This is a genomic window from Aeromonas sp. FDAARGOS 1411, assembly GCF_019047125.1.
GTDB lineage: Bacteria > Pseudomonadota > Gammaproteobacteria > Enterobacterales > Aeromonadaceae > Aeromonas > Aeromonas veronii.
The window spans coordinates 2,597,758-2,610,886 of record NZ_CP077214.1; the positions used below are offsets into that span (position 1 = coordinate 2,597,758).

Genomic DNA, 13,129 nt, shown 5'->3' on the forward strand with positions numbered 1-13,129 from the left:
TATGTGTCCTTGTTGATGCTCTGGCCTCAGAGGCGAGCGAAATCGTTAAACAGCGCAATGCCCATCAATAACATCAGAATGGCGGCGCCGATCCTGAAACCCACTTCCTGTATTTTCTCTGATACCGGCTTGCCGGTGACCGCTTCGATCAGGAAATAGACCAGATGGCCACCATCGAGCACCGGCAGGGGGAACAGATTGATAATTCCCAGGTTGACGCTGATCAGCGCCAGAAAACTCAAGAAATAGACCAGACCATAGTCGGCACTGCTGCCGGCGCCCTTGGCAATGGAGATGGGGCCACTCAGGTTGTCCAGCGACACGATGCCACCGATCAACTTGCCAATCATGTCAAAGGTGAGCGTGATCAGGCTCCAGGTCTTGTCCGCGCCATGCCACAGCGCCTGCAAAGGCCCATACTGTAACAGAATTCGATATTCATCCGGTAATGGAACCAGTTGTGGCGAGAGACCGACGAATCCTACCAGCTTGCCCTGCACCTTGCGGCTATCCGGGGTCAGGGTCACGTTGAGAGCGCTGTTGTTGCGCTCAACCACCACTTGCAGGGGTTCGCCCGGTGCCTGTTGCACCAACTCGACAAACTGGGCCCACGCGGTAATAGGCTGATCGCCGACCTGTTTGATACGGTCACCGACCTGCAGCCCCGCCTTTTCACTGGCACTCTTGGCCACCACGGCAGCCACGACTGGCAGCACTTTGCCACTCAGGGGGACGATCCCCAAGCTACCGATAGGCGACTCTTTATCCGGATCGAAGGTCCAGCCGGTCAGCGACAAGGTTTTATCGGTGGCATAGCTGGTATTGGGTGCCTGCACTTTCAGGGTGACTGCATCATCACCCAGATGGCTGATAAGGGCGTAAGTGACGCTCTCCCAGTCACCGGTCTGCTCATCACCGACCCCGACAATCTCCATCCCCGGCAGCACACCCGCCTCGGCCACGATGGATGCCGGACGCACTTCACCGATCACCGGCTTGACGCTCGGCACCCCGATGATAAACATCAGCCAGAGGGCGAACAGGGCAAAGACAAAGTTGGCCATGGGGCCTGCGGCGACAATCGCCATCCGCGCCCAGACACTCTTGTGGTTGAAGGCATACTGCTCGTCACCGGGCTTGAGTTCATCGACCCGGCCATCGAGCATCTTGACGTAACCACCGAGCGGGATCAGCGCCAGCACATATTCGGTGCCATCTTTACCCATCCGGCGCCAGATCGCCTTGCCAAAACCGATGGAGAAGCGCTCAACCTTGACGCCACAACGACGGGCCACCCAGAAGTGACCAAACTCGTGCACTGCGACCAGCAGGCCCAGCGCAACAACAAAGGCACCGATATTCCACAACACACCGCCCATCAGCCAAGCTCCTCAATCAAAGTGTGAGCACGGGCTCTTGCCGCACCGTCCAGGGCAAACAGATCATCGAGTGAGCCGACTACGCTGCTCTCCAGCGCCAGCATCACTGCCTCGTTGATCCGGGCAATATCCATAAAGCCGATGCGCCCGGCCAAGAAGGCGGCAACCGCCTCCTCGTTGGCCGCATTGAGCGCAGTGGTCGCCGCTTGTCCCTTCTGGCAGGCATTGATGGCCAACGCCAGACAGGGGTAGCGATCGTAATCAGGCCGGATAAAGCTGAACTCTCCGACACTGAAGAAATCCAAAGGTTCCACACTGGAGGGGATGCGATTGGGATAAGCCAGCGCATGGGCGATGGGGGTACACATATCCGGATTGCCAAGCTGGGCCAGCACGGAGCCATCCTTGTACTGCACCATGGAGTGGATCACCGACTGCGGGTGGATCACCACCTGGATCTGCTCGGGCGCCGCATTGAACAGCCAGCGCGCCTCGATGTACTCCAGCCCCTTGTTGATCATGGTGGCGGAGTCGACCGAAATCTTGGCCCCCATCGACCAGTTGGGATGCGCGATGGCCTGCGCCGGCGTCACCTTCGCCAGATCGCTGATCTCGGTGTAACGGAACGGACCGCCGGAACCGGTCAGCAAAATCTTGCTGATCCCCGCCGCCGCCAGATCGCAAAAACCGGGCTGGCGCTGCACGGCAGTCGGCAGACACTGGAAGATGGCGTTGTGTTCGCTGTCGATGGGCAGCAGCTCGGCGCCATGTTCGCGCACGGCTTCCATGAAGAAAGCACCGGACATCACCAGCGCCTCCTTGTTGGCCAGCAAAATACGCTTGCCGGCACGCACCGCGGCCATGGTCGGGGCCAGACCAGCCGCACCGACGATGGCGGCCATCACGCTATGGGCATCGGGATGGGCGGCCACCTCGCACAGGGCGGTGGCACCAGACATGACCCGGGTCGCACTGCCGTGCGCTTTCAGACGGGCAGCCAGTTCACGGGCGGCATCCTCATCGACCATCACGGCAAAACGGGGGGAGAATTCGAGGCAGTCGCGCAACATGGCATCCACGTTGCGGGCGGCGGTCAACGCCAACACTTGCCAACTGCCCGGGTTATGGCGCAGCACTTTCAAGGTACTCTGACCAATGGAGCCGGAGGCTCCCAGAATAACCAGTGACTTGTGCATCAAAACTCCTGACTGAGTAGCAGATAACTGAGCAGAAACACCGGCAGGGCGGCGGTCAGGCTGTCGATCCGGTCGAGAATCCCGCCATGACCCGGCAACAGGGTGCCGGAGTCCTTGATGCCCGCCTCGCGCTTGAACATGCTCTCGGTCAGATCACCGAGTACGGAGGCTAGCACCGCCAGCAGAGAGCAAAACAGCACGGTGATCATCTTGGCAGGAACAAATCCCATCGACCAGGTGACACCGATGGCCAGCAGGCTGGCGGTAAAGAGGCCGCCACACATTCCTTCGATGGTTTTGCCCGGACTCACAGCCGGTGCCAGCTTGTGCTTACCGAACGCCTTGCCGAAAAAATACGCGCCAGAATCTGCCGCCCAGACCAGTCCCATCACGAACAACAGGATCCAGGCCCCCATCATGGGGTCATGGTAAAAGTTGTAACCACGGATGGCGACCAGCGACCAGAAGAAAGGAACCAGGGTCACCAGACCAAACAGCGACTTGAGCCAGATAGACTCTTTCCACAGCTTGGCGCTCTGGGGATAACGCAGTACCAGCAGCAGACCCAGCAGCCACCAGCTTACCGCGGTCCAGAGCACGCCCATCACGAGGGGGTGCAGATGGGGCGTCCAGAGTTGCTCTACCGGCAGCCAAAAGAGGCTGGCACCGAGCAACAGACAAAATACGATGGGTAACCATTGCTGCGGAGCAGCAGAGACAAACCCACTCCATTCGCGACTGGCCAACAAAAACACCAGCGCAGCCAACAGGGCAAAAAATTTCAATGGCAGAAAGAAGAGCGCCCCCAACACCAGGGGGATCAACATCAAAGCAGTAATAATTCGTTGTTTTAGCAAAAGAAACCTCTCTCTTGGGAGCGGGGTTTAGCCGGTCTGCTGCTCGGCGATCAATTCCCGTATCTGTTCACCCGTGCAACCGAAGCGACGCTCGCGTGCAACGAAAGAGGCGACCGCCTCACTGAACTCGGCCTCGTTGAAATCGGGCCACAATACCGGGGTAAAATAGAGCTCGGCATAGGCGAGCTGCCATAACACAAAGTTGCTGATGCGATGATCGCCACCGGTGCGGATCAACAGGTCCACGGGTGGCAGATCGGCCATGCAAACCTCGCGGGTCAACATGGATTCATCAATGTCGTCAGCGGCCAGTTCACCAGCCGCCACTGCTTTAGCCAGCTTGCGGGCCGCCTGGGCGATATCCCACTGGCCGCCATAGTTGGCCGCAATGTTCAGGGTCAACCCCTTGTTATTGGCGGTCAAGGCTTCCGCCTTGGCGATTTTGGCCTGCAACCGCTCACTAAAGCGAGCAGTATCGCCAATCACCTTGAGCCGGATCCCGTTGTTGTGCAGTTTCTGCACCTCACGACCCAGCACTGTAATGAACAGTTCCATCAAGGCACTGACCTCCCCTTCCGGGCGGCGCCAGTTCTCGCTGGAGAATGCAAACAGGGTCAATGCCTCGATCTTGGCACGCGCAGCAAAGGTAACGGCCTCGCGCACTGACTTGACGCCCGCCTTGTGGCCATAAACCCGCATCTTGCCTCGGTTCTGGGCCCAGCGACCGTTACCATCCATGATGATGGCGACGTGACGGGGTAAAGACGAGTTGGCACAATCACCCAACGCAGCCAAAAGCGACATGTAATTCTCCCACAAAGACAAAAGCGCCGTGCAGGGGCACTACACGGCGCTCGTAATATACCTTTCAGACGGTTAGATTTCCATTAGCTCCTTCTCCTTTACGGCAAGGGCCTCATCGACCAGCTTGATGTAGGAGTCGGTCAGTTTCTGGATCTCTTCCTGGGCGCGACGGTCGTCGTCTTCGGAGATCTCTTTGTCCTTCAGCAGCGCTTTCAGATCGGCGTTGGCGTCACGACGGATGTTGCGCACGGCAACACGAGCGTTTTCCGCTTCGGCACGGACGATCTTGGTCAGGTCGCGACGGCGCTCTTCGGTCAGCGGCGGCAGCGGCACGCGCAGGGTCTGGCCATTGCTGGACGGGTTCAGGCCCAGATCGGAGGTCAGGATCGCCTTCTCTACCGCCTGGATCATGGAGCGGTCAAAAATGGAGATGGAGAGGGTGCGAGCATCTTCTGCCACGACGTTGGCCAACTGTTTCAGCGGAGTGGCAGCACCGTAATACTCAACCTGGATGCCGTCGAGCAGGCTCGGGTGAGCGCGGCCGGTACGGATCTTGGACATTTGGGTCTTGAGCGCTTCTACGCTCTTGCCCATACGGTCCTTGGCGTCGTTTTTAATCTCGTTGATCACAGTGGTTTTCCTTTTGGCGAACGAGCCGCTACACGGCCCGTGTCTATCTTATTTACTGACGTGATGGATAGGGTAAGAGCGCCAGGTGGCTCACTTTTATCTTATTTACCAACGTGGTGGATCAGAGTGCCTTCCGGTTCACCCATGACAACCCGGCGCAGGGCACCCGGTTTGTTCATGTTGAACACGCGGATCGGCAGATCATGGTCACGTGCCAGGGTAAAGGCAGCAAGATCCATCACCTTGAGCTCTTTTTCAAGAACTTCATCATAACTCAGTTCATGATACAGCACGGCATCCGGATTCTTGACCGGATCTTCGTTGTATACACCATCAACCTTGGTGGCTTTGAGCACCACGTCAGCTTCGATCTCGATCCCGCGCAGACAAGCCGCAGAATCGGTAGTGAAGAAGGGGTTGCCGGTACCGGCAGAAAAGATAACGACTTTGCCAGCACGCAGCTGGCTGATTGCCTCGGCCCAGCTGTAGGAGTCGCAGACGCCTTGCAGGGAGATGGCAGACATCAGACGGGCATTCACATAAGCACGATGCAGGGCATCACGCATGGCCAGACCGTTCATCACGGTTGCCAGCATACCCATGTGGTCGCCCACCACGCGGTTCATGCCCGCTTTGGCAAGACCGGCACCACGGAACAGGTTGCCGCCACCGATGACCAGACCGACCTGAACACCCAACTCAACCAGTTCTTTGATCTCTTGGGCCATCCGCTCCAGCACCGCCGGATCAATGCCGAAACCCTCGGATCCTTGCAGGGCTTCACCACTCAACTTCAGAAGAACACGTCTGTATGCAGGTTTGGGATTGGTACTCATGTCACTGATTCCTGGTCATATAAAGACCGCGACATAAGTCGCGGTCTGGGGAAACGGAAAAACCGGTTCGATTAGGCCTTTTGAGCGGCCGCGATTTGGGCTGCAACTTCAGCAGCGAAATCGGTCTCTTGCTTCTCGATGCCTTCGCCCACTTCGAAACGGGTGAAGGAGACAACGTCAGCGCCTTCTTTCTTCAGCAGCTCGGCAACGGTCATGGAAGGATCTTTCACGAACGGTTGACCAGTCAGGGAAACCTCACCGGTGAACTTCTTCATGCGGCCTTCAACCATCTTCTCGGCGATCTCTTTCGGCTTGCCGGAGTTGATGGCGATGTCGATCTGGATTTCGCGCTCTTTGGCAACGACTTCAGCAGACACGTCTTCAGGCTTGACGAATTGCGGGCTGTTGGCAGCAACGTGCATGGCCAGATCTTTGGCCAGCTCGGCAGAACCACCGGTCAGCTTGGTGATAACACCAATGCGGGAACCGTGAACGTAGGTACCCAGGTTGTCACCTTCAACCAGCATCACGCGACGCAGGTTCATGTTCTCACCGATCTTGGCGATCAGGTTGGTGATGGTCAGCTCGACGGATTCGCCGTTACCGAAGTCAGCGGCTTTCAGCGCGTCAACGTCAGCAATTTTCTGGGTCGCAGCGATGTCAGCGATCTTCTGGCCCATTGCCATGAAGCTGGCATCTTTGGCGACGAAGTCGGTTTCGCTGTTCAGCTCGATCATGACGGCAACGTTGCCTTCGGTGCGAGCAAAGATAACGCCTTCAGCGGCGATACGGCCAGCTTTCTTGGCGGCTTTGGCCTGACCGGATTTGCGCATGTTCTCAATTGCCAGCTCGATATCACCAGCAGCTTCTTCCAGTGCTTTTTTGCAATCCATCATGCCAGCGGCAGTGCGCTCGCGCAGTTCTTTTACCAGGGCGGCAGTAACGTTAGCCATGTCCAGTATCCTCGGTCTTGAATTGACAAGAAACAGGGGCCACAAGGGCCCCTGCTAACCAATTACATCAGCTTGGTTAATAAGGGCTTTACAGTCCTTATCAATTACTCAGCTTCAACGAAGCCATCTTGTTCGGCTTGAACAACGATGTCCTGAGCGCGAGCTTCCAGTACGGTGTCAGCAGCAGCATTCAGGTACAGCTGTACGGCACGGATAGCGTCGTCGTTACCCGGGATGACATAGTCAACGCCGTCCGGGTTGGAGTTGGTATCAACGATGGAAACTACCGGGATACCCAGGTTATTGGCTTCTTTGATAGCGATATGCTCGTGGTCGGCATCGACAACGAACAGAACGTCAGGCAGGCCGCCCATGTTCTTGATACCACCCAGGCTCTTCTCCAGCTTTTCCATTTCGCGAGTACGCATCAGCGCCTCTTTCTTGGTCAGCTTGTCGAAGGTACCGTCCTGGCTCTGGGTTTCCAGATCTTTCAGGCGCTTGATAGACTGACGAACGGTTTTCCAGTTGGTCAGCATACCGCCCAGCCAGCGGTGGTTTACATAGAACTGGTCGCAACGCTCAGCGGCTTCTTTTACGGCTTCAGACGCGGCACGCTTGGTACCAACAAACAGTACCTTGCCTTTCTTGGCAGCTACGGAGCTGATGAAGTTCATGGCATCGTCAAACATCGGAACGGTTTTTTCCAGGTTGATGATGTGAACTTTGCTGCGGGCACCGAAGATGTAGGATTTCATTTTCGGGTTCCAGTAACGAGTCTGGTGACCGAAGTGAACGCCGGCTTGCAGCATGTCGCGCATAGAAACTTTAGCCATTTTATACCTCTGTATTGGGGTTAGGCCTCCACACATCCCATATAACCGACCCGTTAAGGCACCCCGGCATATGTGTCGATGTGTGTGTGTTGTTTAAGTAAGGGTGATGAAATCGGGACGCAAGTTCCCCATTCCGGCGCGCTTTATACCATAACTTTGTTCAGGACACCACCGGCCGACACCCTAAACAGGTGTAAATATGGATCCCGCCAGAGGATGCTGCGACGTTGATTTGACGTTGTGATGACAATCACACTGGAAGTACGCGGGGGTTGCGGATAAAATTTTGCCCTGATTGCAAACGCATCTATTTTTCATTACCTGTCCTGTCTGCCCTCACAGGCCCAGCGGCAGGCCGCAAGAGAGATCCCATGTCCATTAAAATCAAGACACCGGAAGAGATTGAAAAGATGCGCGTTGCCGGCCAATTGGCCGCCGATGTGCTGGTCATGATTGCGCCCCATGTCAAAGCTGGCGTCACCACTGACGAACTGAACACCCTCTGCCACGACTATATTGTCGACGTACAACAGGCGGTTCCAGCTCCGCTCAATTACCACGGCTTCCCCAAATCCATCTGCACCTCGGTGAACGATGTGATCTGCCACGGTATCCCGAATCACAAGAAGCTGCGTGATGGCGACATCATCAACCTGGATATCACCGTCATCAAGGATGGCTACCACGGCGATACTTCTGCCATGTTCATCGTGGGTGAAACCACTCCGCTGCGCCGCCAGCTCTGCAAGGTTGCGCAAGAGAGCCTCTACGCCGCCATCAAGAAGGTACGTCCGGGTGCCTGCATTACCGAGATTGGCGCTGTTATTCAGCCCATCGTCGAGAAGGCCGGTTTCTCCGTGGTGCGTGACTACTGCGGCCACGGCATCGGCGCCGAGTTCCACGAAGAGCCGCAGATCCTCCACTACCGCAACAGCGGCAAGCTGGAGCTGAAAGCAGGCATGTGCTTCACCATCGAGCCCATGGTCAACAGCAAGAAATATCACTGCAAGGTCAATCCGAAGGATGGCTGGACCGTGACCACCAAGGATGGCGGCGACTCCGCCCAGTGGGAACACACCCTGCTGGTGACCGAAGATGGCTGCGAGGTGCTCACCCTGCGCCCCGATGACACTATCGACCGCTTCATCAAACACAGCTAACATCGAACCCCGGCCCTGAACTTCCAAAGCGCCGGGGTTTTTACTTCTGTTTCTGCCATTTGCCTGCCACTTGCGTGTGAGATGCCATGGACGCCAGCCTGCTTTCTCCCCATTTGTTACCCGATGACCAGCTCACTCGCGACAACTGCAAAGAGTACCTGAGCCGCTTTCTCGGCTGGCTGCACGCCCGTTTCGATGCCGGTGACAACATCATCGAGCTGGTTGCCACCCGCTCCGAATACATGGATCAGCTGCTCTGCCGGCTGTGGCAGAAGTTCGGCTTCGACAAGAGCGACCTCACCCTCATCGCGGTGGGGGGATATGGTCGCGGCGAGCTGCACCCCCACTCCGATATCGACCTGCTGATCCTCTATGACGGCGACGAGCTGGACGAGGTGCTGGGGCTGCGCATCGGCGAGTTCATCACCTTGCTGTGGGATCTCAAGCTGGAGGTGGGTCAGGCGGTGCGCAACGTGGCGGAGTGCCTCGAGCAGGGGCGCGCCGATATTACGGTCGCCACCAACCTCATTGAGGCCCGCTACATCACAGGTCGCCAGGAGGGTTTCCGACAACTGAAAGAGGCAACCGGCCCCCAGCACTTCTGGCCGAGCGAAGCCTTCTTTCGCGCCAAGCGCCAGGAGCAAGCGGAGCGTCATCAGCAATTTCTCGGCACCGCCTACAAGCTGGAGCCCGATCTCAAGAGTAATCCGGGCGGCCTGCGGGATATTCAAACCCTCGCCTGGGTCGCCCGCCGCCACTTCGGCGCCACTACCTTGTTCGAGATGACCAGCCACGGCTTTCTCAACCGCGCCGAGTACCGCGAGCTGCTCGACTGCCAGAATTTTCTCTGGAAAGTGCGTTTCGCCCTGCATATGGCGATCAACAAGGGAGATAACCGCCTGCTGTTCGATCGCCAGCGCACCGTGGCCCAGATGTTGGGGTTCGAGGGGGAAGGCAACACTCCGGTCGAGCAGATGATGAAGCGCTTCTACCAGACGGTGCGGCGGGTCTCCGAGCTCAACGAGATGCTGCTGCAGCTGTTTGACGAAGCGATCCTCGGCAACACCGCCATGGATGTGCGCCGCCTCTCCGACGAGTTCCAGCTCCGTGGCCGCCTCATCGATGCGGTGGATGCGGAGCTGTTTAGCCGTGAACCGGCCGCTATCCTGCGCCTCTTCTATCAGATGGCCCAACACCCCGAGATTGCGGGTATCCACTCGGCAACCTTGCGCCAACTGCGCGAGGCGCGCCGCAAACTCAACTGCTGGTTGCAAGACTTACCCGACTGCCGTCGCCTCTTTATGGCGCTGCTGCGCCACCCCAACGGCATCGGCCTGCCGCTCACCCTGATGCACAAGTACGGCATTCTGGCGGCCTATCTGCCGCAATGGAACCTGATCGTCGGCCAGATGCAGTTCGACATGTTCCACGCCTACACGGTCGATGAGCATACCCATCGCCTCCTCAAGAACATTCATCAGTTTCCCAATCCGGCCAGTCGCCAGAGCCACCCGCTCTGCCACGAGGTCTTCACCCGGCTGCGCAAACCGGAGCTGCTCAGCATCGCCGCCCTGTTCCACGACATCGCCAAGGGGCGGCGCGGCGATCACTCGGAGCTCGGCGCCGTCGATGCGCTGGAGTTCTGCCAGCTGCACGGTCTGGATCGCTACGAGAGCCGACTGGTCGCCTGGCTGGTGCGCCACCATCTGCTGATGTCGGTTACCGCCCAGCGCCGCGATATCTACGATCCCGACGTGGTCACCGACTTTGCCCAGAAGGTGCGCGACGAGCAGCATCTCGACCTGCTCTACTGCCTTACCGTGGCCGATATCTGCGCCACCAACGACACCCTGTGGAACGACTGGAAGGGCACCCTGCTGCGGGAGCTCTACTTCGCGACCCAGAAGGCGCTGCGCCAAGGGTTGGAGAACCCGCCCGACATGCGGCTGCGCATTCGCGAAAACCAGCGTCAGGCCAAGCAACTGCTGGCGCAACGGGATGTATCGGAAGAGGCAATCAACCTGCTCTGGGCCGATTTCAAGGCCGACTACTTCCTGCGTCACAGCCCGGAGCAGATCGCCTGGCACTGCCGCCATATCATCGAGCATGGCGACAATCCGGCACCGCTGGTGATCATCGGCAAACACCCGACCCGCGGCGGCAGCGAGGTATTTATCTACTGCCGCGATACCCCGAATCTGTTTGCCACCGTGGCCTCGGCGCTCGATCAGAAAAACCTTAACATCCACGACGCCCAGATCATGAACTCGCGCAGCAACTATGTGCTCGATACCTTCGTGGTACTGGAGCCAAGCGGCGAACCCATCAGCCCCAACCGCACCGCCACCATCAAGAAAGCGCTGGAGAAGGCGCTGCAGGAGCCGGGCAAGCTGGTGCTGCGCAACAAGCCGCTGTCGCGGCGCCACCGCCAGTTCAGCGTACCGACCCGGGTAGTCTTTCTGCCCCGCTCTTCGCCCACTAAAGGGGAGAGCCGTCACACCCTGATGGAGCTGACTGCCCTCGATACCCCCGGCCTGCTGGCGCGGATCGGTGCGGTTTTCCAGCAGTGCGGGCTGTCGCTGCACGCCGCCAAAATCGCCACCTTCGGCGAGCGGGTCGAGGACTTTTTCAGCCTGACCAGCCTCGATGGCGAGCCATTGACCGCCGAGCAGCAAAAACAGCTGGAAGAGCGACTGGTACACCAGCTCAATCCCCAGCAGTCGGTACTGGATTAAGCGAAGAGTGATTCGAAAGAGGCTGATTGTCGGGCGTTTTTTACCATACCAAACAACTGGTTGGCGCACACCGGATGAAGAAATGGCCGCTGGCCGGAAGAATTCCGGTCCCCCCCTTAAAAACAGTCGGAAAAGTGTGATACAACAAACAGAATTTTTTAAAGGAAACCTGTCATGACCGAGTTGCAACAGATCATTGAAGCGGCCTTCGAGCGCCGCGACACCATTACTCCGGGCTCCGTGGATAGCGCCACCAAGTCCGCCATCCTGCAAGCCATCGACCTACTGGACTCTGGCAAGGCAAGGGTTGCCGAGAAGATCGCCGGTGAGTGGGTTGTCCATCAGTGGTTGAAGAAAGCGGTATTGCTCTACTTCCGCATCAACGACAACGGCATCATCAAGGGCGACGATGCCCAGTACTACGACAAGGTTCCCCTCAAATTCTCCAACTACACTGCCGAGCAGTTCAAGGAAGCGGGTGTGCGCGTGGTGCCGCCGGCAACAGCCCGCAAAGGCTCTTTTATCGCCCCCAATACCGTGCTGATGCCCTCCTATGTCAACATCGGCGCCTTCGTTGACGAAGGTACCATGGTCGATACCTGGGCTACTGTCGGCTCTTGCGCCCAGATCGGTAAGAACGTCCACCTCTCCGGCGGCGTCGGCATCGGCGGCGTACTGGAACCGCTGCAGGCCAACCCGACCATCATCGAAGACAACTGCTTTATCGGCGCCCGTTCCGAAGTGGTTGAAGGGGTGATCGTCGAGGAAGGTTCCGTTATCTCCATGGGCGTCTTCATCGGCCAGTCCACCCGCATCTATGACCGCGAAACCGGCGAGATCCACTACGGCCGCGTACCGGCTGGCTCCGTGGTCGTCTCCGGCTCCCTGCCCTCCAAATGCGGCAAGTACAGCCTCTACGCGGCGGTGATCGTCAAGAAGGTGGATGCCAAGACTCGCGCCAAAGTCGGCATCAACGCTCTGCTGCGCTCCATCGACGAGTAATCAGTATTGCTGTGAAGAAAAGGGCGCCTGATGGCGCCCTTTTGATTTTGGCGCCCCTGTCACAGGCAAGCCATGAGGCATCGGTTAAGATGGATGGGACAGGATCGTTTCAAACCGAGGAAGCCTGATGTACGAGAATCTGAAGAGCCTGGGGATCCAGGATCCCGCCTCCGTCGACAGCTACACCCTGCGCCAGGAGGCCAACCACGACATCCTCAAGATCTACTTCAAGAAGCAGAAGGGCGAGTTCTTCGCCAAGAGTGTCAAATTCAAGTATCCCCGCCAGCGCAAGACCATGCTGGTCGACTCCGGTACCCATGAGTACAAGGATGTCACCGAGATCAACGCCAACCTCAAATATGTGGTGGATGAGCTGGACAACCTGACCCAGGGCGTCCATCAGCAGGCCGACCCGGACATCAAGCAAAAGATCCTGCGCGACCTGCGCCATCTGGAAAAAGTGGTACAAAACAAGATCAGCGAAATCGAACGGGATCTGGAGAAACTCTAACCCTCCCCCTCTTGCTTAAAGAGCGCCCAATGTGGCGCTCTTTTTATTGGCTGACTTTATATAGGTTTATCAGGTGATGACATGCGATAAGTCGAGCGAGGCACACCAGCGGTTGTGCCGACATAGGGCATCCCGTTACACATCGCATCTTGGGTAACGAGACTCCTGCCGAGTTCGACCTGCTGTGACTCGCACGATCCATAACCAGAAATAGCAAGAGGGAGGCTTTCGCC

At 57.8% G+C, this 13,129-nt stretch carries 12 protein-coding genes; 4 read left to right on the top strand and 8 right to left on the bottom strand.

The features are described 5' to 3' along the window. Positions 1-26: 26 nt before the first annotated feature. From rseP to rpsB, 8 genes are all read right to left on the bottom strand, one after another. Positions 27-1,379 (bottom strand): sigma E protease regulator RseP, encoded by a 1,353-nt coding sequence (rseP, locus tag I6L41_RS11425; protein ID WP_040066584.1) that lies wholly within the window; start codon positions 1,377-1,379, stop codon positions 27-29. Next, on the bottom strand, positions 1,379-2,575 hold the full coding sequence (gene ispC / locus I6L41_RS11430) for a 1-deoxy-D-xylulose-5-phosphate reductoisomerase (RefSeq protein WP_216949526.1): 1,197 nt from the start codon (positions 2,573-2,575) through the stop codon (positions 1,379-1,381). The genes rseP and ispC overlap by 1 nt, the downstream gene beginning before the upstream one ends. Beyond that, on the bottom strand, positions 2,575-3,402 hold the full coding sequence (locus tag I6L41_RS11435) for a phosphatidate cytidylyltransferase (RefSeq protein WP_005338571.1): 828 nt from the start codon (positions 3,400-3,402) through the stop codon (positions 2,575-2,577). The genes ispC and I6L41_RS11435 overlap by 1 nt, the downstream gene beginning before the upstream one ends. A gap of 57 nt (positions 3,403-3,459) precedes the next feature. Beyond that, positions 3,460-4,236, bottom strand: coding sequence for a polyprenyl diphosphate synthase (gene uppS / locus I6L41_RS11440; protein WP_005338574.1), 777 nt, complete (start codon positions 4,234-4,236; stop codon positions 3,460-3,462). A gap of 72 nt (positions 4,237-4,308) precedes the next feature. Further along, positions 4,309-4,866 (bottom strand): ribosome recycling factor, encoded by a 558-nt coding sequence (gene frr, locus I6L41_RS11445; RefSeq protein ID WP_005338576.1) that lies wholly within the window; start codon positions 4,864-4,866, stop codon positions 4,309-4,311. A gap of 101 nt (positions 4,867-4,967) precedes the next feature. After that, positions 4,968-5,702, bottom strand: coding sequence for a UMP kinase (gene pyrH / locus I6L41_RS11450; RefSeq protein ID WP_005338577.1), 735 nt, complete (start codon positions 5,700-5,702; stop codon positions 4,968-4,970). Between the two features lie 71 nt (positions 5,703-5,773). Beyond that, positions 5,774-6,655 (bottom strand): translation elongation factor Ts, encoded by an 882-nt coding sequence (gene tsf / locus I6L41_RS11455; protein ID WP_005338578.1) that lies wholly within the window; start codon positions 6,653-6,655, stop codon positions 5,774-5,776. Between the two features lie 104 nt (positions 6,656-6,759). Continuing rightward, positions 6,760-7,488, bottom strand: coding sequence for a 30S ribosomal protein S2 (gene rpsB, locus I6L41_RS11460; RefSeq protein WP_005303470.1), 729 nt, complete (start codon positions 7,486-7,488; stop codon positions 6,760-6,762). Between the two features lie 371 nt (positions 7,489-7,859). On the opposite strand from rpsB, the gene map reads away from it, so the two are divergent. The 4 genes from map (at position 7,860) to I6L41_RS11480 (ending at position 12,896) form a co-directional block, all read left to right on the top strand. Then, complete coding sequence (map, locus tag I6L41_RS11465) at positions 7,860-8,648, top strand: type I methionyl aminopeptidase (protein WP_005338579.1); 789 nt, start codon at positions 7,860-7,862, stop codon at positions 8,646-8,648. Between the two features lie 86 nt (positions 8,649-8,734). Further along, positions 8,735-11,383 (top strand): bifunctional uridylyltransferase/uridylyl-removing protein GlnD, encoded by a 2,649-nt coding sequence (gene glnD / locus I6L41_RS11470; RefSeq protein WP_139735704.1) that lies wholly within the window; start codon positions 8,735-8,737, stop codon positions 11,381-11,383. 174 nt (positions 11,384-11,557) lie between these two features. Then, a complete protein-coding gene (gene dapD, locus I6L41_RS11475) occupies positions 11,558-12,385 on the top strand; it encodes a 2,3,4,5-tetrahydropyridine-2,6-dicarboxylate N-succinyltransferase (protein WP_005338581.1) in 828 nt (275 codons plus the stop codon). Between the two features lie 127 nt (positions 12,386-12,512). Further along, positions 12,513-12,896 carry a DUF3461 family protein gene (locus tag I6L41_RS11480; protein ID WP_005338583.1) on the top strand — a complete coding sequence of 128 codons (384 nt, stop codon included), beginning with the start codon at positions 12,513-12,515 and terminating at the stop codon, positions 12,894-12,896. Positions 12,897-13,129 lie beyond the last annotated feature (233 nt).

Excerpts from the sequence above, each read along its gene's own strand:
- rseP (WP_040066584.1), bottom strand. The coding sequence starts at position 1,379 with ATGGGCGGTGTGTTGTGGAATATCGGTGCCTTTGTTGTTGCGCTGGGC.
- ispC (WP_216949526.1), bottom strand. The coding sequence starts at position 2,575 with ATGCACAAGTCACTGGTTATTCTGGGAGCCTCCGGCTCCATTGGTCAG.
- I6L41_RS11435 (WP_005338571.1), bottom strand. The coding sequence starts at position 3,402 with ATGTTGATCCCCCTGGTGTTGGGGGCGCTCTTCTTTCTGCCATTGAAA.
- uppS (WP_005338574.1), bottom strand. The coding sequence starts at position 4,236 with ATGTCGCTTTTGGCTGCGTTGGGTGATTGTGCCAACTCGTCTTTACCC.
- pyrH (WP_005338577.1), bottom strand. The coding sequence starts at position 5,702 with ATGAGTACCAATCCCAAACCTGCATACAGACGTGTTCTTCTGAAGTTG.
- tsf (WP_005338578.1), bottom strand. The coding sequence starts at position 6,655 with ATGGCTAACGTTACTGCCGCCCTGGTAAAAGAACTGCGCGAGCGCACT.
- rpsB (WP_005303470.1), bottom strand. The coding sequence starts at position 7,488 with ATGGCTAAAGTTTCTATGCGCGACATGCTGCAAGCCGGCGTTCACTTC.
- map (WP_005338579.1), top strand. The coding sequence starts at position 7,860 with ATGTCCATTAAAATCAAGACACCGGAAGAGATTGAAAAGATGCGCGTT.
- glnD (WP_139735704.1), top strand. The coding sequence starts at position 8,735 with ATGGACGCCAGCCTGCTTTCTCCCCATTTGTTACCCGATGACCAGCTC.
- dapD (WP_005338581.1), top strand. The coding sequence starts at position 11,558 with ATGACCGAGTTGCAACAGATCATTGAAGCGGCCTTCGAGCGCCGCGAC.
- I6L41_RS11480 (WP_005338583.1), top strand. The coding sequence starts at position 12,513 with ATGTACGAGAATCTGAAGAGCCTGGGGATCCAGGATCCCGCCTCCGTC.